The organism is Caballeronia sp. ATUFL_F1_KS4A (assembly GCF_023630905.1).
GTDB lineage: Bacteria > Pseudomonadota > Gammaproteobacteria > Burkholderiales > Burkholderiaceae > Caballeronia > Caballeronia zhejiangensis.
Genome location: NZ_JALQEB010000002.1, coordinates 42406 through 64562 on the forward strand (window position 1 = coordinate 42406; position 22157 = coordinate 64562).

At 62.8% G+C, this 22157-nt stretch carries 22 protein-coding genes; 15 read left to right on the plus strand and 7 right to left on the minus strand.

Annotation, left to right across the window (positions count from 1 at the left end; translation table 11 throughout):
- Positions 1-86 precede the first annotated feature (86 nt).
- The gene (locus NCS03_RS03250; RefSeq protein ID WP_008351191.1) at positions 87-1082 is read right to left on the minus strand and encodes a bifunctional riboflavin kinase/FAD synthetase; all 996 of its coding nucleotides are present in this window, start codon (positions 1080-1082) and stop codon (positions 87-89) included.
- Between the two features lie 149 nt (positions 1083-1231).
- On the opposite strand from NCS03_RS03250, the gene purN reads away from it, so the two are divergent.
- From purN to nadC, 6 genes are all read left to right on the plus strand, one after another.
- Positions 1232-1882, plus strand: coding sequence for a phosphoribosylglycinamide formyltransferase (gene purN / locus NCS03_RS03255; RefSeq protein WP_244807745.1), 651 nt, complete (start codon positions 1232-1234; stop codon positions 1880-1882).
- Positions 1879-3177 (plus strand): RsmB/NOP family class I SAM-dependent RNA methyltransferase, encoded by a 1299-nt coding sequence (locus NCS03_RS03260; protein ID WP_008351189.1) that lies wholly within the window; start codon positions 1879-1881, stop codon positions 3175-3177. The genes purN and NCS03_RS03260 overlap by 4 nt, the downstream gene beginning before the upstream one ends.
- A 3-nt stretch (positions 3178-3180) precedes the next feature.
- On the plus strand, positions 3181-4545 hold the full coding sequence (locus NCS03_RS03265; RefSeq protein ID WP_008351188.1) for a mechanosensitive ion channel family protein: 1365 nt from the start codon (positions 3181-3183) through the stop codon (positions 4543-4545).
- 239 nt (positions 4546-4784) lie between these two features.
- Positions 4785-5981 (plus strand): DesA family fatty acid desaturase, encoded by a 1197-nt coding sequence (locus tag NCS03_RS03270; RefSeq protein WP_008351187.1) that lies wholly within the window; start codon positions 4785-4787, stop codon positions 5979-5981.
- Positions 5982-6096: 115 nt separating this feature from the next.
- On the plus strand, positions 6097-7224 hold the full coding sequence (nadA, locus tag NCS03_RS03275; protein ID WP_250528752.1) for a quinolinate synthase NadA: 1128 nt from the start codon (positions 6097-6099) through the stop codon (positions 7222-7224).
- Positions 7224-8096: a carboxylating nicotinate-nucleotide diphosphorylase gene (gene nadC, locus NCS03_RS03280; protein WP_008351185.1), complete on the plus strand. Its 873-nt coding sequence runs from the start codon at positions 7224-7226 to the stop codon at positions 8094-8096. Before nadA ends, nadC begins: the two co-directional genes overlap by 1 nt.
- Here nadC and nadB read toward each other — a convergent pair.
- The 4 genes from nadB to radC all read right to left on the minus strand — a co-directional run bounded on the left by nadB (position 8093) and on the right by radC (position 11259).
- On the minus strand, positions 8093-9691 hold the full coding sequence (gene nadB, locus NCS03_RS03285; protein WP_008351184.1) for an L-aspartate oxidase: 1599 nt from the start codon (positions 9689-9691) through the stop codon (positions 8093-8095). The two genes, nadC and nadB, sit on opposite strands and share 4 nt — an antisense overlap.
- 189 nt (positions 9692-9880) lie before the next feature.
- Positions 9881-10048, minus strand: a complete 168-nt coding sequence (gene rpmG / locus NCS03_RS03290) for a 50S ribosomal protein L33 (protein ID WP_007180630.1) — start codon at positions 10046-10048, stop codon at positions 9881-9883.
- A gap of 11 nt (positions 10049-10059) precedes the next feature.
- Positions 10060-10293 (minus strand): 50S ribosomal protein L28, encoded by a 234-nt coding sequence (rpmB, locus tag NCS03_RS03295; RefSeq protein WP_008351171.1) that lies wholly within the window; start codon positions 10291-10293, stop codon positions 10060-10062.
- A 216-nt stretch (positions 10294-10509) separates the two neighbouring features.
- The gene (radC, locus tag NCS03_RS03300) at positions 10510-11259 is read right to left on the minus strand and encodes a RadC family protein (protein ID WP_081851872.1); all 750 of its coding nucleotides are present in this window, start codon (positions 11257-11259) and stop codon (positions 10510-10512) included.
- 204 nt (positions 11260-11463) lie between these two features.
- Between radC and NCS03_RS03305 the strand changes: the two genes are divergently transcribed.
- The 9 genes from NCS03_RS03305 to NCS03_RS03345 all read left to right on the plus strand — a co-directional run bounded on the left by NCS03_RS03305 (position 11464) and on the right by NCS03_RS03345 (position 20236).
- The gene (locus NCS03_RS03305; RefSeq protein WP_008351167.1) at positions 11464-11919 is read left to right on the plus strand and encodes an FKBP-type peptidyl-prolyl cis-trans isomerase; all 456 of its coding nucleotides are present in this window, start codon (positions 11464-11466) and stop codon (positions 11917-11919) included.
- Between the two features lie 2 nt (positions 11920-11921).
- Positions 11922-12884 (plus strand): 4-hydroxy-3-methylbut-2-enyl diphosphate reductase, encoded by a 963-nt coding sequence (gene ispH, locus NCS03_RS03310; RefSeq protein ID WP_008351164.1) that lies wholly within the window; start codon positions 11922-11924, stop codon positions 12882-12884.
- A gap of 428 nt (positions 12885-13312) precedes the next feature.
- Entirely contained in the window at positions 13313-14539 is a 1227-nt protein-coding gene (locus tag NCS03_RS03315; RefSeq protein ID WP_008351162.1) for a branched-chain amino acid ABC transporter substrate-binding protein, read from the plus strand.
- A 212-nt stretch (positions 14540-14751) separates the two neighbouring features.
- The gene (locus tag NCS03_RS03320) at positions 14752-15702 is read left to right on the plus strand and encodes a branched-chain amino acid ABC transporter permease (protein ID WP_008351160.1); all 951 of its coding nucleotides are present in this window, start codon (positions 14752-14754) and stop codon (positions 15700-15702) included.
- A gap of 24 nt (positions 15703-15726) precedes the next feature.
- Entirely contained in the window at positions 15727-16896 is a 1170-nt protein-coding gene (locus tag NCS03_RS03325; RefSeq protein WP_008351157.1) for an ABC transporter permease subunit, read from the plus strand.
- Positions 16897-16913: 17 nt separating this feature from the next.
- The gene (locus NCS03_RS03330) at positions 16914-17690 is read left to right on the plus strand and encodes an ABC transporter ATP-binding protein (protein ID WP_008351156.1); all 777 of its coding nucleotides are present in this window, start codon (positions 16914-16916) and stop codon (positions 17688-17690) included.
- 18 nt (positions 17691-17708) lie between these two features.
- Positions 17709-18413, plus strand: a complete 705-nt coding sequence (locus NCS03_RS03335; protein WP_008351154.1) for an ABC transporter ATP-binding protein — start codon at positions 17709-17711, stop codon at positions 18411-18413.
- Between the two features lie 159 nt (positions 18414-18572).
- Positions 18573-19244 carry a hypothetical protein gene (locus tag NCS03_RS03340; RefSeq protein WP_250528753.1) on the plus strand — a complete coding sequence of 224 codons (672 nt, stop codon included), beginning with the start codon at positions 18573-18575 and terminating at the stop codon, positions 19242-19244.
- A 281-nt stretch (positions 19245-19525) separates the two neighbouring features.
- Positions 19526-20236: a hypothetical protein gene (locus tag NCS03_RS03345; protein WP_250528754.1), complete on the plus strand. Its 711-nt coding sequence runs from the start codon at positions 19526-19528 to the stop codon at positions 20234-20236.
- Positions 20237-20297: 61 nt separating this feature from the next.
- Here the strand turns inward: NCS03_RS03345 and NCS03_RS03350 are convergent, their stop codons facing one another.
- Positions 20298-20720, minus strand: coding sequence for a GNAT family acetyltransferase (locus NCS03_RS03350; protein WP_034472953.1), 423 nt, complete (start codon positions 20718-20720; stop codon positions 20298-20300).
- Positions 20717-21901: an acetylornithine transaminase gene (locus NCS03_RS03355; RefSeq protein WP_250433993.1), complete on the minus strand. Its 1185-nt coding sequence runs from the start codon at positions 21899-21901 to the stop codon at positions 20717-20719. The genes NCS03_RS03350 and NCS03_RS03355 overlap by 4 nt, the downstream gene beginning before the upstream one ends.
- Between the last annotated feature and the right edge of the window lie 256 nt (positions 21902-22157).

Consider the following 22157-nt stretch of genomic DNA (forward strand, 5'->3'; position numbering starts at 1 on the left):
AGTGAATTCGGTGAGACGGCGCTCGTCTTTTAGCGCGCGGTGATTCGGAAGCGGGGCAGCGGACGGCACAAGAACGCGCCGCACGCTCACCTAATTCGGTCGGTCGCCGAGATGGCGAAGCCCGTCGCGCGGCTGCCGGCGTTGCTCGCGGGCGGCAGGCCGAAGTACGCGCGCGCGTTGTCGACGTCTTTCGCGATGGCGCGGCCGAGCGTTTCGAGGTCGACGTACTTTTCCTCGTCGCGCAGCTTCTTCAGGAATTCGACGCGCACGAGCTTGCCGTAGGCGTCGCCGTGCCAGTCGAGCACGAACACTTCGAGCAGCACGCGGCCGGAATCGTCGACGGTCGGGCGCAGGCCGAGGCTCGCGACGGCGGGCAGCGGTTCATCGGCGAGGCCGTGCACGCGCACGACGAAGATGCCCGCGAGCGCCGGCCGCTTGTGCGCGATCGGCAGATTCAGCGTGGGAAAGCCGAGATCGCGTCCGAGCTTCGCGCCGTGCACGACGTGACCGCTGATGACATACGGGCGCCCGAGCGCGACTTGCGCCGCGTCGAGATCGCCCGCGACGAGCGACGCCCGCACCGACGACGACGATATGCGCGTGCCGTTCGGATGCGCGACTGTTGCCATCTGCTCGACTTCGAAGCCGTATTTCTCGCCGGCGGCTTTCAACGACTCGAAATTGCCCGCGCGTTTCGCGCCGTAGCAGAAGTCGTCGCCGACCATGACCCAGCGCGCGTGCAGGCCATCGACGATGACGTTCTTCACGAACGTATCCGGCGATTGTCCCGCGAACGTCTTGTTGAAATGCTCGACCACCACGCGATCGACGCCGTTGGTGCGCAGCGCTTCGAGCTTGTCGCGCAGCATCGCGATGCGCGGCGGCGCGCCCGCCGGATTGAAGAACTCGCGCGGATGCGGCTCGAAAGTCATCACGCAGACCGGCAGGCCGCGCGCGTCGGCGGCTGCCCGCACGTGCGCGAGCAGCGCCTGGTGGCCGCGATGGACACCGTCGAAATTGCCGATGGTCAGTGCGCAGGGCGCCCGGCTTTCGGCATTGGGGAGGCCGCGAAAGACTCTCACGATAGGCGATGGTCGGTGGGAGGGGCTGATGCTGCAAAGCGTTAGATTATAAACGCTCGCAAGGAGGACGGGCGCGAGCGCCCCGGCGCGATGCCTGACCGAACCCGTATGGCACGATTTTCGCACCCTTCGAATGATAAAATCCGCGGATGAAAAAAATCGTCATTCTGATCTCCGGACGCGGGAGCAACATGGAGGCCGTCGTGCGTGCATGCGCGCGCGAAGGCTGGCCGGCTCGCGTCTGCGCGGTCATTTCCAACCGGCCCGATGCCGCCGGGCTAGGCTTCGCGGCCGCGAACGGCATCGAAACGAACGTGGTGGATCATCGTCAGTTCGACGGTCGCGAATCGTTCGATGCCGCGCTCGCGCGTGAAATCGATCGCTTCGAGCCCGATCTCGTCGTATTGGCCGGCTTCATGCGCGTGCTGACCGACGCCTTCGTCGGGAAATATGCCGGGCGCATGCTCAACATTCATCCGTCGCTGCTGCCGTGTTTTCCGGGCTTGCGTACGCATCAGCAGGCGCTCGACGCCGGCGTGCGCGTGCACGGCGCAAGCGTGCATTTCGTGACGCCGACGCTCGATCACGGGCCGATCGTCGCGCAAGGCGCGGTGCCGGTCGTCGCCGGCGACGATGCCGCCGCGCTCGCCGCGCGCGTGCTCAAGGTCGAGCACGACATCTATCCGCGCGCGGTGCGCTGGTTTATCGAAGGGCGTCTTTCTATCGAAGGGGAGCGCGTCGCGCTCACGCCGTCTGAGCCGCAATGGCTCTTTGCCGACATTGCCGGGGAGGGCGTATGAGGCTGCATGGATTTCTGATCGGACAAACCGAAACGCTGCTTGCGGACGTGCTCCGCTTTTCCGGCCCCGCCGATGCCGCGACGAGCCGCTTTTTCCGCGCGCATCCGAAGCTCGGGCACGGCGAGCGCGGCGTGATCGCCGAGGCGGTTTTCGCGGTGCTGCGCCGGAAGATGGAGTTTTCGCATCTCGCGGAAAGCGGCAGCGGCAACCAGGCGCGCCGTCTGGCGCTGCTCGGGCTGATGCAGACGGCCGGGCTCTCCGCGCTGAAGCCGTTCGTCTCGGCCGATGAGTATCAATGGCTCTCGCAAGTCTCGAAGATCGATCCGGCGAGCTTGCCGGTGCGCGTGCGGACCAACCTGCCGCAGTGGATCTACGACGCGATGGGCAAGCGCTTCGAGCCGGAGGAACTCGCGCAGCTCGCCGCCGCGCTGAACTATCCCGCGCCGCTCGATCTGCGCTCGAATCCGATCAAGGCGGATCGCAAGGTCGTGCTGAAGGCGCTGACCGAAGCGGGCATCGACGCCGGCGAAATGCCGTTCGCGCCGTTCGGCATCCGCGTGGACGGCAAGCCGGCGCTCACGCGTCTCGCGCCGTTCCAGGAAGGCTGGATCGAAGTGCAGGACGAGGGTAGCCAGTTGCTCTGCTCGCTGATGGCCCCGCGCCGCGGCGAAATGATCGTCGATTTCTGCGCGGGCGCGGGCGGCAAGACGCTCGCCCTCGGCGCGATGATGCGCTCGACCGGCCGTCTCTACGCCTTCGACGTGTCCGATCGCCGGCTCGCGAAGCTCAAGCCGCGGCTTGCGCGCAGCGGTCTGTCGAACGTGAATCCGGTGCTGATCGACAGCGAGCACGACGCGAAGATCAAGCGTCTCGCGGGCAAGATCGACCGCGTGCTCGTCGATGCGCCGTGCTCGGGCCTCGGCACGCTGCGTCGCAATCCGGATCTGAAGTGGCGCCAGTCGCCCGCGACCGTCGCGGAACTCACGCCCAAGCAGCTCTCGATCCTGTCGAGCGCCGCGCGCCTCGTGAAGACCGGCGGCCGTCTCGTCTATGCGACCTGCTCGATGCTCGAAGCGGAGAACGAAGACGTCGTGAAGCAGTTCCTCGAGACGCATCCGAACTTCCGCGTCGTGCCCGCGCGCGACGTGCTGGCGGAACAGCGCATCGATCTCGATACGGGCGAATTCCTGTCGCTGTGGCCGCACAAGCACGGCACCGACGGCTTCTTCGCGGCGGTGCTGGAGCGCGTGCCGGACGCCGCAAAAGCGCCCAAAGCGGCCGAAGAAACCGCGTAAGCAATGCAGAACCACTTCCTGAACGAACTCTCCGCGCGGCTCTTCCGCGATTTCGGCGAGCCGGAAGTGATCTGGCAGGTGGCCGCGCTCGTCGGCCTGCTCGTAGTGGCGTGGTGGTGCGCGCGTCTGCTTCGCAAGAAGCTCGATGCGCGCCGCCAGTCGCGTTTCGAAGCCGTGCGCTTCGGCGCGGAAAGTCTCAACAAGGCGCTGTTTCCGTTGCTCGGCACGGTTTTCGTGTCGATCGCGCAGGTCGTGCTCGCGCCGTTCATCCATACGTCGCTGTTGCGGCTCGCGCTCGTGCCGCTGTGCGGCATCACCGTCATCTACACGATGCTCTACGTCGCGCGGCGCGTGTTCAGCCGCGGCCAGACGGAGCACGAGGCGAACGCGCTGCTGTATCTCTTCGAGAAACTCGTCACCGTGATCGTCTGGGTGACGATGGTGCTCACCGTCATGGGCATTCAGGACGACGTCGTCCACTGGATGGCGAGCGTGCGCTTCAACTTCGCGAACGCGCACATGACGCTGCTCTCGCTCGCCTCGGGCGTGCTGTGGGTGTGCGTGACGCTGATCGTCGCGATGTGGGCGGGCGCGCTGCTCGACGACCGCCTGATGCGCGCCCGCTCGCTCGACGCGAATCTCAAAGTGGTGCTCGCGCGCGTCGGCCGCGCGCTGATGATCCTCGCCGCCATTCTGGTGAGCTTGTCGATCGTCGGCATCGACATCACGGTGCTCGGCGTGTTCGGCGGCGCGCTCGGCGTCGGGCTGGGCTTCGGCTTGCAGAAGATCGCGAGCAATTACGTATCGGGCTTCATCATTCTGCTGGACCGCTCCTTGCGGCTCGGTGACATGATCAATGTCAGCGGAAATCAGGGCACGGTCACGCAGATTCGCACCCGATACACGGTGGTGCGCGGCCTCGACGGCATCGAAACGCTGATTCCGAACGAAAAGCTCATCACCGACGTGGTGCAGAACCATTCGTCGTTTCTCACGCGCGGCAACGCGAAGATCGCGGTGCAGGTGAGCTATCGCTGCGACGTCGAACGCGCGATGCAGTTGCTCGTCGAAGCAACGCAGGGCGTCGAGCGCGTGTTGCAGGACCCGGCGCCCGCGGCACTGCTCGCGAGCTTCGGCGCGGACGGAATCAACCTCGAACTGAGCTTCTGGATCGAAGAGGCCGCCAAAGGTACAGGCGGCGTAAAGTCGCACGTGAATCGCGCGGTTTGGCGGTTATTCTGCGAGCATGGCATTGAAATCCCGTACGCTCAGCGCGAGATAAGGATTATCGATGGCGTGCCCCGCCGGGGCGGCGAATCGGTACTTAATGCCGGAAGCGGCGGTGAAAGCGCTGCGCCTGCCGCCTGATCGCTGATCGTCAGAACCAATCTTTCGATTTGGCGTCGGAATCAACACCAATTCGGGGCGTGAGTTTTTCCTCGTTTTAGTACGATTCAAAAAATTTCACCTTTAGGACAAAGACTTGGAACGCATGCAGTAGAATGCGATCGAACTTGCGCACGTTCCTTTCATGTGCCCAACGCGTTGTTCGAAGTCTGTTCGACCGGCCATTTTTCCCGAATTTCACAGCTACACAGGTAACTGCCTTGCTGAATTCTTCCCTTGAATTTCTCGCCAACGGATTGCTGGACTTCTCCTGGTGGCAGATTCTGCTGTTCACGCTTGCGATGACTCACGTCACGATCGCCGGCGTCACGATTTACCTGCACCGTTGCCAGGCGCATCGCGCGCTGGATCTGCATCCGGTCGCGAGCCACTTCTTCCGTTTCTGGCTGTGGATGACCACCGGCATGTTGACCGGCCAGTGGGCGGCGATCCACCGCAAGCACCACGCGAAGTGCGAAACCGAAGAAGATCCGCACAGCCCGCAGACGCGCGGCATCTGGAAGGTGCTGCTCGAAGGCGCGGAGCTTTATCGCGCGGAAGCGAAAAACGAAGAAACCATGCGCAAGTTCAGTCACGGCACGCCGAACGACTGGATGGAACGCAACGTCTACACGCGTTATCCGATCCTGGGCATCAGCATCATGATGGTCATCGACGTGGCGCTGTTCGGCATCGTCGGTCTGTCGGTCTGGGCCGTGCAGATGATCTGGATCCCGTTCTGGGCGGCGGGCGTCGTCAACGGTCTCGCGCACTGGTGGGGCTACCGCAACTTCAATTCGTCGGATGCATCGACGAACATCTTCCCGCTCGGCATTCTGATCGGCGGCGAAGAACTGCATAACAACCATCACACGTTCGCGACGTCCGCGAAGCTGTCGAGCAAGTGGTACGAGTTCGACATCGGCTGGCTGTACATCCGCATGATGTCGATGGTCGGCCTCGCGAAGGTCAAGAAGGTCGCGCCGACGCCGAAGCTCGCCGCCAGCAAGGCCGTCGTCGATCAGGACACGCTGCAGGCCGTGCTCGCCAACCGCTACGAAGTGATGGCGCGCTACGGCAAGGCGCTCAAGCACGCCTACGCGCAGGAACTGGCGAAGCTGAAGGAGGCCGGCGCGCGCGAGAAATATCAGTTGATGCGCGGCGCGCGCAAGTGGTTCCACAAGGAAGAAGACGGCCTGAACGAGCCGCAGTTGAAGCAACTGCCGGAGCTGACTTCGGATAATCAGAAGCTGCGCACGTTCATCGAGCTGCGCAAGGATCTGTCGGCGATGTGGGATCGCTCCAACGCATCGCGCGAGCAACTCGTCACGCAATTGCAGGACTGGTGCCATCGCGCGGAAGAAAGCGGCATCAAGGCGCTGCAAGACTTCGCGTTGCGTCTGCGCCGCTACGCCTGACGCGCGATATCCGTTAAAATTTAAGGACGTCACAAGACCCCGCTCTGGCGGGGTCTTTGTTTTTGTGCAGCCGATTCTTGCGTTACGTTGTTGGCACGGAGCAGGGGACAGGAACATGGAAGCGATCAGGAGCGTCGAGTACGACCGGCCGCAAGGCCTGACGTGTGGAGTGGGCGAAGCGTGGGCGCGCGTGCCGGACGCACCGTCGGCGGAACGGAAGCGCGAGTTGAAGGAGCGCATTCGCGCGTTGCTCAAGCGCGAAGAAGCCGTGCTCGTCGCGCACTATTATGTCGACGCTGAGCTCCAGGAACTCGCCGACGAAACTGGCGGCTGCGTTGCCGATTCGCTCGAAATGGCGCGTTTCGGCCGCGATCATGCTGCGAAAACGCTGGTCGTCGCGGGCGTGCGTTTCATGGGCGAGACGGCCAAGATTCTGAGTCCGGACAAACGCGTGCTGATGCCCGATCTCGACGCGACCTGCTCGCTCGACCTCGGCTGCCCGGCCGACGAATTCTCAGCATTCTGCGACGCGCATCCGGACCGCACGGTCGTCGTGTACGCGAACACGAGCGCGGCCGTGAAGGCGCGCGCGGACTGGATGGTCACATCGTCGATCGGGCTTGAAATCGTCGCCGATCTACACGCGCGCGGCGAAAAAATCCTGTGGGCGCCGGATCGTCACCTCGGCAGCTACATCCAGAAGAAGACCGGCGCGGACATGCTGCTGTGGCAAGGTTCGTGTCTCGTCCACGACGAGTTCAAGGGCATCGAGCTCGATTTGCTGCGCAACGAATATCCCGACGCGAAAATCCTCGTGCACCCGGAATCGCCGGAAGGCGTCGTCGCGCTCGCGGATGTCGTCGGCTCGACCACGCAACTCATCGACGCCGCGGTGAAGCTGGACGCGAAGCGCTTCATCGTCGCGACGGACCTCGGCATCCTGCACAAGATGCGGCTCGCCGCGCCCGGCAAGATTTTCATCGAAGCGCCGACCGCCGGGAACAGCGCGACCTGCAAGAGCTGCGCGCACTGTCCGTGGATGGCGATGAACGGTCTCGCCAATCTCGCCGAGGTGCTCGAACGCGGTCACAACGAGATTCACGTCGATCCGGCCATCGGGCAGCGCGCGCGCGTGCCGATCGATCGCATGCTCGACTTCGCGGCGCGTCACAAGAAACGCGTGCAGGCGAGCGGCGATCTCGCCAAGGACGGAACGCTGTTTTCGAACGTGGGAGCCGCGTGATGACGTATCCGGCGATTTTCGAGGAAGTCCGCAAGCAATACGGCGAAGCATTCGACGATGCGCTCGCACGCAATGTCGTCGATGCGCTCGAAGAAGACGTCGGCACGGGCGATCACACCGGGCGCCTCGTGCCCGCCGACGCCCGCCGCACCGCGCGCATCATCGTGCGCGAGGAAGCGGTGCTGTGCGGCGCGCCCTGGTTCGACGAAGTCATGCGCCGCGTCGATCCGACGATCGAAGTCGAATGGCAGTATCGCGAAGGCGATCGCATGGCGGCCAACTCCACGGTCGTACTGCTGCACGGCCCGGCGCGCTCGCTTCTGACGGCGGAGCGCAACGGCCTCAACTTCCTGCAATTGCTGTCGGGCGTCGCGACCGCCACGCGCCGCTATGTCGACGCGATCGAAGGCGCGCGCGCACGGATTCTGGACACACGCAAGACGCTGCCGGGCTTGCGGCTCGCGCAGAAATACGCGGTGCGCGTCGGCGGCGGCGCGAATCAGCGCCTCGCGCTCTACGACGGCATTCTCATCAAGGAAAACCATATCGCAGCGGCGGGCGGCGTCGGCGCGGCGATGGATGCGGCGCTCGCGCTGAAGGCGGGCGTGCCGATTCAGATCGAGGTCGAAACGCTGGAGCAACTCGAGACGGCGCTCGCACATCGGGCCGAATCGATCCTGCTCGACAACTTCACGCTCGACATGATGCGCGACGCGGTGCGCATCACGGCCGGGCGCGCGTTGCTCGAAGTGTCGGGTGGCGTGAACTTCGACACGGTGCGCGCGATCGCGGACACGGGCGTCGATCGCATTTCCATCGGCGCGCTCACAAAAGACCTGCGCGCGACCGATTTCTCGATGCGTCTGCTCTAAAGGCTCGTGCGGCGCGCGGCCGGCGGCATCAGCACCGTCGGCAGCGCTTTCGGCAAGGTCGCGGGCCAGTCGCGGCTGTAGTGCAGGCCGCGGCTCTCGCGGCGCGAGCACGCGCTTTCGACGATCAGCGACGCCACATCGACGAGATTGCGCAGTTCCAGCAGATCGCGGCTCACCTTGAAGTTGGCGTAGTACTCGTGAATCTCGTCGCGCAGCAGCGCGATGCGATGTTGCGCGCGCGCAAGGCGCTTGTCCGTGCGCACGATGCCGACGTAATTCCACATCAGGCGGCGCAGCTCGTCCCAATTGTGCGCGACGACGACTTCCTCGTCCGGATCGGACACGCGGCTTTCGTCCCAGTCGGGCAGTTGGGCGTGACAACCATTCGAGAAGCCGTCCGCTTCGATCGCCTGCGCCGCCGCGCGCCCGATCACGAGGCATTCCAGCAGGGAATTGCTCGCGAGCCGGTTCGCGCCGTGCAGACCCGTGTACGACGTCTCGCCGACCGCATACAGCCCCGGACGATCCGTGCGCCCCGCGAGGTCCGTGACGACGCCGCCGCAGGTGTAATGGGCGGCGGGCACGACGGGAATCGGCTCCTTCGCGATATCGATGCCGAATTCGGCGCAGCGCGCGAGGATCGTCGGAAAGTGCTCTTCGAGAAACGCGCGCGGCTGGTGGCTGATGTCGAGATACACGCAATCGATGCCACGCTTCTTGATCTCGAAGTCGATCGCGCGCGCGACGATATCGCGCGGCGCGAGTTCGGCGCGCTCGTCGTGCGCGGGCATGAAGCGCGTGCCGTCCGGCAGACGCAGCACGCCGCCTTCGCCGCGCACCGCTTCGGAGATCAGAAACGACTTCGCATACGGATGGAAGAGGCACGTCGGATGGAACTGGATGAACTCCATGTTCGCGACGCGGCAACCCGCGCGCCACGCCATTGCGATGCCGTCGCCGGTCGCGGTGTCGGGATTGGTCGTATAGAGATAGACCTTGCCCGCGCCGCCTGTCGCGAGAACGGTGTGCGGCGCCTGGATCGTCACGGTGCGGCCCGAGTTCAGATCGAGCGCGTAGAGGCCGTGACAGCGATGGCCGGGCAGCCCGAGACGGTCGGACGTGATCAGGTCGATCGCGTAGTGATCTTCGAGGACGGTGATGTTCGGATGGTTGCGCACGCGTTCGGAAAGCGTCGTGACCACCGCGTGGCCGGTCGCGTCGGCGGCGTGGATGATGCGGCGATGACTGTGACCGCCTTCGCGCGTCAGATGGAAGCCGAGTTCGGCGGAGACATCGCGCGTGAAGGGCACGCCTTCGTCGATGAGCCATTCGATCGCGGCGCGCCCGTTTTCGACGATGAAGCGCGTCGCGGCTTCGTCGCACAGTCCGCCGCCCGCGACGAGCGTATCGTCGACGTGATTGTCGACGCTGTCGGCGGAGTCCAGCACCGCCGCGATGCCGCCTTGCGCCCAATCGCTTGCGCCGACGCTCGCCGCGCGCTTCGCGAGAATCGCGACGCGCCGCGTCTCGGCCAGATTGAGCGCGACGCTCAGACCCGCGAGGCCGCTTCCTACGATCGCCACATCGAAATTCATGCTGCCGGTTCTCCGTCCGTGTTCTTCGTCGATAGCCGGCAAGCATAACGCGCATGAACATTCCGTGACAGCGAAAACCCCCGCACGATCGTGTGCAAAGCGTGTTAAAGCGGCACCGGAAAACAAAAAGCCCCGCGAGGTGCGGGGCTTTCTGCTGTCTTCGTGCAGGCTACTCAAAAATCAAGCGGCTTACTTGATCTTGGTTTCCTTGTACTCAACGTGCTTGCGGACGACCGGATCAAATTTCTTGATCAGCATCTTTTCCGGCATGTTGCGCTTGTTCTTGGTCGTCGTGTAGAAGTGACCCGTGCCTGCGGTCGATTCCAGCTTGATCTTGTCGCGTGCGCCCTTGGCCATGTGCGTGCTCCTTAGATTTCACCGCGTGCGCGCAGGTCTGCGAGCACGGCGTCAATACCGTTCTTGTCGATCAGGCGCAGGCCGGCGTTCGAAACGCGCAGACGCACCCAGCGATTTTCACTTTCAACGAAGAAACGGCGATTCTGCAGGTTCGGCAGGAAGCGACGCTTGGTCTTGTTGTTTGCGTGGGAAACGTTGTTGCCCGACATCGGGCCTTTCCCAGTTACTTGGCATACGCGTGCCATGGTGACACTCCTAATACACGTTGAGTCCGAGACGAACGCTCGAATCGAAAGCACTCGCTTTCAGCTTCGATGCCTCTTATCGCCCAATTTGCCGATCGGGGACTTGGCAGCACGGTTATGCCAATGAGGGCCGCATTCGTTCAGAACAGGCGGGTTGAGAAAAGCAAACGAGGATTCTAACAGGAAAAACGCTGCAATATCAAACGTTTTATGCCGTCACAGCCAGCCATGCCGCGCGAACGAGAAGACCTCGTTCGCCGCCACGACGATGTGATCGAGCAGCCGCACGTCGATGAGCGTCAGCGCGTCCTGCAGCGTCTTGGTGAGTCGCCGGTCGTTCGCGCTCGGCTCGACGCCGCCCGACGGATGATTATGCGCGACGATGAGCCCCGCCGCGTTCAGCGTGAGCGCGCGCCGCACGATCTCACGCGGATACACGGCCACGCGCGTCAGCGAGCCGCGCGCCGACTCCTCGACATGCAGCAACTGATGGCGAGCATCCAGATACAGAGAGATGAACACCTCGTAGGGCCGCGTGCCGATCAAGAGCCGCAGATAGTCTTCCACCGCGCCCGGCGCGTTCAGCAGTTCGCGATCGCGCGCCTTCTCGGCGAGCGCGCGCCGGCACAATTCCGATACGGCGATGAGCGTCGCCGCCCGCGCCGGCCCGATGCCGCGCAGTTCGCGCAATTCCGCCGCCGACGCGTCCAGCACGCCGCGCAGCGACCCGAAACGCAGCAGAAGCTGACGCGCCACATCGACGGCCGTGGCCCCCGGAAGGCCGGTGCGCAGGAACAAGGCGAACAGTTCCGCGTCCGACAGCGACGCCGGGCCTATATCGAGCAGGCGTTCGCGCGGCCGGTCCGCGCGCGCCCACTTGCGGATCGGCAGGAGAGGCGCGATCGCGGACAAACTGTCGCCGTCGGGTGCGACGAGCGGCGGCACGAGCCGCAGATCGGCGCTCATCGCGGTGCTCCCGGACCGCGTGGCGTGCGGGCAAGCGCACACGGGACTGAGCCGCGTGACGCGTGCTGCCACAACTCTGTCTTACAATAGCGGTTTTGGCGTCCGGTTCGCACGGGCGCCGTGCGGTTCGCTGCCACGCGCCGAAGAGCCGCCCCATGCGGGGCCTGCGCCCTGCCTTCAAACGAACGGCCACATCCAATACTCATGAGCATCATCGATATCTCCGAGGTGAAACCCGGTTCGCACGTCACGCTTCATTACCGGCTCGCGCTTGCCGATGGTGCTGACATCGTCAATACGTTCGCCGACAAGCCCGCGACGCTTCTGCTAGGCGCAGGGCAACTCGCCGAACCGTTGGAAGAGATTTTGCTGGGACTGAAGGTCGGCCACCATTCGACCTTTCAGCTAACGCCGGATCAGGCGTTCGGGCCGCGCAATCCGGAACTGGTCCAGTGGGTGTCGCTCGCGACGCTGCGCGAAAACAGCATGATCGGCGAGGATTTTTCTCCCGGCGATCTCGTCGAATTCAACGCGCCGAACGGCGGACGCTACGCCGGCGTGCTGAAGGAAGTCGGCGAAACGGCGGCACTGTTCGATTTCAATCACCCGCTCGCGGGCCAGGCGCTCGTCTTCGAAGTGAAAATCATCGGGATTCTGTAACCATGATTGAAAGCCTCAACGAAGTTCAGACCGACGTCGAAATCCTGCTCGCGCAGCCGCGCGGGTTTTGCGCGGGCGTCGATCGCGCGATCGAGATCGTCGAGCGCGCGATCAAACTGTTCGGCGCGCCCATCTACGTGCGCCACGAGATCGTGCATAACGCATATGTCGTCGCCGATCTGCGCAAGAAGGGCGCGATTTTCATCGAAGAGCTGTCCGACGTGCCCGAAGGCGCGACACTGATCTTCAGCGCGCACGGCGTCTCGAAAGCGGTGCGCAGCGAAGCGGAGGCGCGCGGCCTGCGCGTGTTCGACGCAACGTGCCCGCTCGTGACCAAGGTGCATATCGAAGTCGCGAAGATGCGTCAGGAAGGCTTCGACATCGTGATGATCGGCCACAAGGGTCATCCGGAAGTCGAAGGCACGATGGGCCAGTCGGGCGAGGGCATGCATCTCGTCGAGGATATCGACGACGTGCTGAAGCTCGATCTGCCCGATCCGCAGCGCATCGCGTACGTGACGCAGACGACGCTTTCGGTCGACGATGCCTCCGCGATCATCGACGCGCTCAAGAGCAAGTATCCCGAGATCAAGGAGCCGAAGAAGCAGGACATCTGCTACGCGACGCAAAATCGCCAGGACGCGGTGAAATTTCTCGCGCCGCAGTGCGACGTCGTGATCGTCGTCGGCAGCCCGAACAGCTCGAATTCGAGCCGTCTGCGTGAAGTCGCTGAGAAGCGCGGCATCCCTTCTTATATGGTCGATTCGCCGACGCAGATCGATCCGCGGTGGGTGGAAGGCAAGAAGCGCATCGGCGTGACGGCGGGCGCATCGGCGCCGGAAGTGCTGGCTCAGGCCGTGATCGCGCGTCTGCGTGAACTCGGCGTGCGCAACGTGCGCTCGCTCGAAGGCATCGAAGAGACGATCTCGTTTCCGCTGCCGCGCGGACTGTCGCTGCCGCAGTAACTAGCGGCCTTCCTCTAAAAAAGCGCCTGCGGGCGCTTTTTTTTCGCGCTTGAAACCCATCGGGCGCCATCGAAACGGAACCCTCACGCGAGAGATGACACCAAGCGTAAGCACCGATATGGGGCGCGCGCCGCGACGAGCAATTTCGCCGAAAGCCTTCAGGGTTTCCTCGTAAATCGGATAAGCAAACGTAACCGTCGGAACCGATCGATTAAACCTGTTCCCGTTGTGGTGCAACTGCTGCACAAATGCGGATCGCAACCCGGTTGCGCTCTAGCCGGAAAATCGCTCGAAAATGCTGGTTGCAATGCTGGAAAACCCCGCCACGCAAGAATATTGCTCGTCTCATATTTAGCGTTACAATGCGCGCGTCTTGAGGCCAGAAGGGTTCACGACGACAGTTTTTAGAGGCGCAGGAGACCTATTTGATGCGATTCAAGTTTGCTCACGCCGTGTCCATCGCGGCTGCGGTTGCAATGGCAACCGCATGCGGCAAGAAGGATGAAGGCGGGGCGAGCACAGCGGCATCGGCAGCGAGTTCCGCCGCCGTGCCCGTTGCGTCCGCGCCGGCGCCAGCGCCCGCGAGCGAAGCAACTGTCGTGAAGATCGGTCATGTGGCGCCCCTCACGGGCCTGCAGGCTCACCTCGGCAAGGACAACGAAAACGGCGCGCGTCTCGCACTGGAGGAGATCAGCGCGCAAGGCTTGACCATCGACGGGCGTTCCATCCGCCTCGAGCTCGACGCCCAGGACGATGCAGCCGATCCGCGCGTCGGCACCGAAGCCGCGCAGAAGCTCGTCGATGACCACGTGGTTGCGGTGATCGGCCACATGAATTCGGGCGTGTCGATTCCGGCGTCGAAGATCTACAGCGATGCGGGCATCGCGCAGATTTCGCCGTCGACGACGAATCCCGAGTACACGAAGCAGGGCTACAAGACGACGTTTCGCGTCGTCGCGACCGATGCGTTGCAGGGCCCGGTCCTCGCCGGCTACGCGATGAAGACGCTGCACGCGAAGAAGATCGTCGTGGTCGACGACGCGAGTGCCTACGGCCGCGGCCTCGCCGACGAATTCACGAAGAGCGCGCAGGCCGGCGGCGTGAAGATCGCCGCGCGCGAAGCAACGACCGAGAAGGCGCGCAACTTCAAAGCGATTCTCACGAAGATCAAGCGCATCCAGCCGGACGTCGTGATGTACGGCGGCATGGACGTGACGGGCGGCCCGTTCGCCAAGGAAGCGGCGGCGCTCGGCATCAAGGCGAAGATTCTGGCGGGCGACGGCGTCTGCACCGACAAGGTGGCCGAGCTCGCGGGCGACGCGGTGCAGAACATCGTCTGCTCGGAGGCGGGGCTCGCGCTTTCGAAGATGGACAAGGGAGCCGACTTCGAGAAGAAGTACGAAGCGCGCTTTCACACGCCGGTGCAGATTTACGCGCCGTTCACGTATGACGCGATGTACGTGATCGTCGATGCAATGAAGCGTGCGAACTCCATCGAAGCGCCCAAGGTGCTCGCTGCGATTGCCACGACCGACTACAACGGTCTGACGGGGCATATCGCATTCGACGACAAGGGCGATCTGAAGGCGGGGACCATCACGCTGTACGACTTCAAGGACAAGAAGAAGGACGTACTCGACGTCGTCAAGCAGTAGGCAGTCTGGCGGCGCCAGCTATCCGGCGGCGCTGTTTTCGTATCCGTCCGTGAACCGCTCGCAGCCTCATCCGGCCGCGGGCGGACGATCGGCGCTCAACCCTTACCGGTTTTTTAAAAGTACGCGCAGTGCCGCTTCAGATTTCACTTCACACCGGTTTATCGGCCGGTGATAAAGGCGTTATCGAATCGCACGGGGCTAAGGAGCTTTAAATGGATATTTTCATCCAGCAGATCCTCAACGGTCTGGTGCTTGGCAGCGTCTACGCCATCATCGCGTTGGGTTACACGATGGTGTACGGCATTCTCGGCATCATCAACTTCGCGCACGGCGACGTGCTGATGGTCGGCGCGATGGTCGCGCTCTCCGCCATCGGCGTCATGCAGAATCACGCGCCCGGCTTGCCCGGACCGATCATGCTGACGATCGCGCTCGTTATCGCCGCGATCGTCTGCGCGATCGTCGGTTACACCATCGAACGCGTCGCGTACCGGCCGCTGCGCAAGGCGCCGCGTCTCGCGCCGCTGATTACCGCGATCGGCGTCTCGATCCTCTTGCAGACCATCGCGATGATGATCTGGGGCCGCAATCCGCTCGCCTTCCCGCAGCTTCTGCCGACCGATCCGATCAACGTGATCGCCGCCGACGAAACCCGTCCGGGCGCGGTGATCTCGATGACCGAAATCGTCATCATCGTCGTCGCGTTCCTCGTGATGGGCGGCCTGCTGCTCCTCGTGCACAAGACCAAGCTCGGCCGCGCGATGCGCGCGATCGCCGAGAACCCGGGCGTCGCGTCGCTGATGGGCGTGAACCCGAACTTCGTGATTTCCGCGACCTTCATGATCGGCTCGGCGCTGGCTGCGTTGGCGGGCGTGATGATCGCGTCGGAATACGGCAACGCGCACTTCTACATGGGCTTCATTCCCGGCCTGAAGGCGTTCACGGCGGCGGTGCTGGGGGGCATCGGCAACCTGGGCGGCGCGATGGTGGGCGGCGTGCTGCTCGGTCTCATCGAACAGTTGGGCGCCGGTTACATCGGCAATCTGACGGGCGGGGTCTTCGGTTCCAACTACCAGGACGTCTTCGCCTTCGTCGTGCTGATCATCGTGCTCGTGTTCCGTCCGTCGGGTCTGCTCGGCGAACGTGTCGCGGACCGCGCTTAAAGAACGTGTGAGGAGCTCAAAAAAATGACTTCGATTCAACCGATTGAGCCGTCCACGACGCTCATCCCCGAGAAGAACATGACGAAGACGCTCGTCATCGGCATTCTCACCGCTGTGTTCGTGATTGCCGCGCCGATGGTCATCGGCGCAGCGGGCGGCAACTACTGGGTCCGCGTGCTCGACTTCGCGATGCTCTACGTCATGCTCGCGTTGGGTCTCAACGTCGTGGTCGGCTTCGCCGGCCTGCTCGACCTGGGCTACATCGCGTTCTACGCGGTCGGCGCTTACACGGCGGCGTTGCTGTCGTCGCCGCAACTGTCGACGCAATTCGAGTGGATCGCGGCGCTCGCGCCGAACGGATTGCATGTGCCGTTCCTCATCATCGTGCCGATCGCGATGGCGCTCGCCGCGACCTTCGGCGTGCTGCTCGGCGCACCGACGCTGCGTCTGCGCGGCGACTACCTCGCGATCGTGACCTTGGGCTTCGGGGAAATCGTCCGGATCTTCATGAACAACCTCGATCGTCCGGTCAACATCACGAACGGTCCGAAGGGCATCACGGGTATCGATCCGGTGCACGTCGGCGGCTACAGCCTCGCGCAGACGCACGAGTTCTTCGGCTTCAAATTCCCGTCGGTGTACCTGTACTACTACCTGTTCGTGCTGTGCGCGCTGTTCGTGATCTGGGTGTGTACGCGCCTTCAGCATTCGCGTATCGGCCGCGCGTGGGCCGCTATCCGCGAAGACGAAATCGCCGCGAAGGCGATGGGCATCAACACCCGCAACGTGAAGCTGCTCGCATTCGCGATGGGCGCGTCGTTCGGCGGTCTGTCGGGCGCGATGTTCGGTGCGTTCCAGGGCTTCGTGTCGCCGGAATCGTTCACGTTCTGGGAGTCGATCGTCGTGCTGGCGTGCGTGGTGCTGGGCGGCATGGGCCATATTCCGGGCGTGATTCTCGGCGCGGTGCTGCTCGCCGTGTTCCCCGAATTCCTGCGCACGACAATGGGTCCGCTGCAGAACGCCATCTTCGGTCATCAGCTTGTCGATACCGAAGTCATCCGCCAGTTGCTGTACGGTCTGGCGATGGTGCTGATCATGCTGTATCGCTCGGAAGGCCTGTGGCCCGCCGCGAAACACGAAGACAAGATCGCGAAGATCGCGAAGCGCAACGGCAAGAAGCCGGTGCGTGCTTAAAGGCGGGGGATTGAAAGATGAGCGATAAGCAAACACGACTTTCCGTCACGGGCGTCAACAAGCGTTTCGGCGGCTTGCAGGCGTTGTCCGACGTACGCCTCGAAATCAAGGAAGGCGAAATCTACGGTCTGATCGGCCCGAACGGCGCAGGCAAGACGACGTTCTTCAACGTGATCACGGGTCTCTACACGCCGGATTCGGGCGAGTTCAAGCTCGACGGCCAGGCGTACACCCCGACGGCGGTTTATCAGGTGGCGAAGGCGGGCATCGCGCGCACGTTCCAGAACATTCGTCTTTTCGGCGGCATGACGGCGCTGGAGAACGTGATGGTCGGACGTCACGTTCGCACGAAGCACGGTCTGGTCGGCGCGGTGTTCCAGACGCCCGCCGAACGCCGCGAAGAGCGCGAGATCAAGGAGCGCGCGCTCGAACTGCTGGAATACGTCGGCGTGCTGCAATACGCGGATTACACGTCGCGCAATCTGTCGTACGGGCATCAGCGCCGTCTGGAGATCGCGCGCGCGTTGGCGACCGATCCGAAGCTGCTCGCGCTCGACGAACCCGCCGCCGGCATGAACGCGACGGAGAAGGTCGAGCTCACGCGTCTGCTCGACAAGATCCGCGCGGACGGCAAGACGATTCTTCTGATCGAACACGACGTGAAACTCGTGATGGGATTGTGCAACCGCATGACGGTGCTCGATTACGGCAAGGTGATCGCCGAAGGTCTGCCGCAGGACGTGCAGAAGGACCCGAAGGTGATCGAGGCATATCTGGGTGCGGGGGTGCACTAAATGGCGACCACAAGCGCAATGTTGAAGGTCAAGGGTCTGCAGGTGAATTACGGCGGCATCCAGGCGGTGAAGGGTGTCGATCTCGAAGTCGGGCAGGGCGAACTGGTTACGCTGATCGGCGCGAACGGCGCGGGCAAGACGACGACGATGAAGGCCATCACCGGCCTCAAGCCGTACTCGGGCGGCGATATCGAGTACATGGGCCAGTCGATCAAGGGCGTGCCGACGCACGAACTGCTCAAGCGCGGCCTCGCGATGGTGCCGGAAGGCCGCGGCATCTTCGCGCGCATGTCGATTCTCGAGAACATGCAGATGGGCGCGTATCTGCGCAACGATTCGGACGGCATTCAGAAGGACACGGAGCGCATGTTCGGCTTCTTTCCGCGTCTGAAGGAACGTGCGTCGCAGTACGCGGGCACGCTGTCGGGTGGCGAACAGCAGATGCTCGCGATGGCCCGCGCGCTGCTGTCGCGCCCGAAGCTCTTGCTGCTCGACGAACCGTCGATGGGTCTTTCGCCGATCATGGTCGAGAAGATCTTCGAAGTCGTGCGGGAAATCTCGAAGGAAGGGCTGACGGTGCTGCTCGTGGAGCAGAACGCGCGTCTCGCGCTGCAGGCGGCGAATCGCGGTTACGTGATGGATTCAGGCACGGTGACGATGTCCGGCGACGCGAAGGTCATGCTCGATGATCCGAAGGTCAGGGCGGCGTATTTGGGTGAGTGAAGACTTAACCGTCCGATGCTCGAAAGGGAGCCGACTGTCGCGAGACAGTCGGCTTTTTTCTTTTCCGGGATTACGGGTGCTTCGCCAAATCGTTCTCGCTTTCTTGTCATCTGTCGCATTACCCGCTTTCTCAGATTCTTCCCACTATCGAAGCTCAGGATGCCGATCAAGAATCGGGGATTTTGCGCGATGTTCACCTCCAGTCTCAGCCAGCTGCCGAAGCGCGGCCACCTCCTCATCGCAGCCACGATGGCACTGACGGGCTGCGGATTGTTTCCGCAGCCCAGTCATAACGTGACCGTCGCGGCGCCGGAATACGATAGCGCGGTCTCTGCGCGTATCAGACTTCTCTCCGGCAACGGAACGCGCACTGCCTCGTACCTTCCCAATCACGCCTGTTATGGCGGTTCCGTCGAGGGAGCTGAATGGGTGGCCGGTGACGACGGTTTATTTGCCAATTGGAAATATTCGTCGCGGAGCGAGGTTATCGGCATGCCGCCGAGCCCGCGCGAGTTCATGCGAGTCGACGGCCTGGAGTTCAAGGATTCCATCAGAGAGTATGTGGTGGCGGGCGGCCAGCCGATTGTCCTGAGCATGGGAACGAGCGGCAGTGCGGGTAACGCCCATTGGTGGTGTACTCCACCGCGTGTGACTTTCAGTCCGGTTGCGGGCCGTGACTACGATGCGTTTCTCGAGATGAGGGGCAGGCAGTGCTGGATATCCGTTCGTCTTATCGACGGCCATGACATGGATGAACCCGTCGCTGTGACACGCGCTGCCAAATGTGCCGACGCGAGAGTTGACACGGATTCGAATTCAACTTCGCAATGATCGCGAGCCTTGCATCGCCTTTCGCTCGGCCATTCACATTCGAACCTCTCAGATCAGATAAGAATATATGCAACGCTTGAAAATCATACGTTGGCTCTTGGCTGCCTTCGCTTTCCTCTCGATAGCGACGGCGACAGGACAGACTCAACCGATCGCACCCGTATCCGCCGAGACGAGAGACTTGGCGGACGTCAACTCGCGGCTTGCATCATCAGGTATCGACCCGGATTCGCCGCAGGGCGCGATGCTGCGCCAATACTTTTCGAAGCTATGGCGAGGTGGTGCAACGCGGTCTTCCCGCTAAGGGCAGCCAGATTCTTCCCTACAAGCGACTGATCATCGAAGCAGATTGGGTCGATTCACGCTCACCACTGAAGCGTGTGCCCTTCACGTCAACTCTTGTGAACCGTCACGACAATGGTGTCGTTTCGGAGCAAAGCGTCACGACCGCTGGAGATAGTGCGGTTACATGGGCCTATTTCCGGACCTACTACCGAATGGCGGACCTGCGTTCTCAGGAACTGTGGGGCGATAGCCAGATCGGCATGGCGAACCTCAAAGATAGCACTGCGATCCGCGCGACCCCACATACCCTGGTCAAAGGGGCGGAATTTGATATGTCCGTTCCTCAGCCTTCCCGAAAGGGCGAGAAGCGCATGCAGTGCCGGGTCGGAAACACAAAACCGGCGTTCGACGTGTTTGCTTCGCTCACCGGCTCCGCAGTCGAAACCCACTGCTCAGTAGCGACGCAGAGCGGATTCGTCGTGGAGTACGACGGCGTTTGGCTCACTGATTACAACGTAGACCTGACGCTGAAATACAGGGAAGAAAGCGGCACAACGGACGTGGTCTTTCGCAACATTTCGATCGAACCCAATCCGTCGTTCAAGGTGCGCGGCTCGTCGGTAGAAGATGCGGCGCGCAATCCGCAAAGAAAGCAAAGACGCGCAGCGGCCGTCGACGAGATGCCTCAAATCTGCTTTTCTTGTTGAACCTGGTCGACATCTGAGAAAGATAGCGGCCTTGTCGAAGCGTTCAGCCTGAGTTCGCGCGTCAAAGCCGCTTCCCCAAACTCACCACTTCATCCATCCGATACCCGAGCCTTTCATAGAACCCGCGCAGCTCCGTCTTGAACGACAAAATCTGCAGATTCACCTTCGGGCAGCCGAGCTTCGTCAACGCCGCTTCCGCGTGCTTCATCAACGCACTGCCGTATCCGCGGCCGCGCAGCGCAGGCGTGACAGCAAGCGAATACACCCAGCCGCGATGCCCGTCGTAACCGGCCATCACCGTGCCGATCACTTCGCCATCCATCGAGCCGACGAAGAACAGCTCCGGTTGCGTGCGCATCTTGTTCTCGATCGACAGCGCCGGATCGCGCTGCGGCCGCGATGCGTCCGCGTACTCCGGAAACACATCGCGCCACAGGGCGGTCACGGCGTCGCGATCGCCTGCATCGAAAGTGCGGATGATCACAGCGAATCGAGCACCGAACGCAGCATCGTCATCATCTGGTCGATCTCGTCCTTCGTCACGTTGAGCGCGGGCATGAAGCGCAGCAAATTCGGGCGCGCCGCGTTGAGGAGGAGGCCGTCGGGCTGCATCAGACGCGCCTTCTCGACGATTTGCGGACCCTTGTCGCTGTCGAGCAGCAACGCGCGCAGCAAACCTTCGCCGCGCTCGCCCTGGAAGCCGCGCTCGTCCGACAGCTTCAGCAGTTCCTGCTTCAGATACTCGCCGCGCTCGCGCACGCCTTCGAGAAAGCCCGGCGCGACGAGTTGCGAAATCACCGAGTAGCCGACCGCCGTCATCAGCGGATTGCCGTTGTAGGTGCCGCCCTGATCGCCCGCATCGAAGCACGCGACGTCCGCCTTCGACAGGAGCGCCGCGAGCGGCACGCCGCCGCCGATGCCCTTGCCGAGCGTCATGATGTCCGGCTCGACGCCCGACAGCTCGTACGCGAACAGCGTTCCCGCGCGGCCGCATCCGCTTTGCACTTCATCGACGATGAGCAGGATGTTGTGCTTCTTCGTCAATTCGCGCAGTTGCTGCATGAATTCGCGCGTCGCGGGAATCACGCCGCCTTCGCCCTGAATCGGCTCGAGCATCACGCCCACGGTCTTCTCGTTGATGAGCTTCTCGACCGACGCGATATCGTTCAGATCGGCCTTCGGAAAGCCCGGCACTTGCGGTGCGTAGATCGTGTCCCAGCCGGCCTTGCCGCTCGCGGACATCGTCGCGATCGTGCGGCCGTGGAAGCTGTGGTCGAACGTGATGATCTCGTACGCGCCGTTCTTGAACTTCTTGCCCCACTTGCGCGCGAGCTTGATCGCGCCTTCGTTCGCTTCCGCGCCGCTGTTGGCGAAGAACACCTTGTCGAAGCAACTGTTCGCGGTGAGCAGGCCGGCGAGCTGCGCCATCGGCGCGTTGTAGAACGCGGGCGACGGGTTGATCAGCGTGCGCGCCTGCTTTTCCATCGCCTCGATCATGCCTTCGTTGCAGTGGCCGAGCGAGTTCACCGCCCAGCCCTGGATGAAGTCGAGATAGCGCTTGCCCGTGTTGTCGTAGAGCCAGGAACCCTTGCCATGCGTGAACACGATCTCGGGACGGTTCGTGATGTACATCAGCGAATCAACGGGGTACTCATTGAAATTCATGACAGCGGGCTCCACGAAGGCTAGTGCGAGAAAAAGAGGAAAACGATGCGGAAAAAAACAAAAGCCACGGATTTCCGTGGCTTCATTTCGTACGCTTCGACAAGACCGAACCGTGAGCGCAATGCGTGACGAGCCAGCGGCATCCCTAGGGAAGCGGCGAGCGGCGACGTCGAAGTGCGTTCAGGGTTTTGAGCATTCGCGAAGGATACGTTAAGCGGTTGCCGCCTGTAAACCGTGCACGCGGATTTTTTGTCCG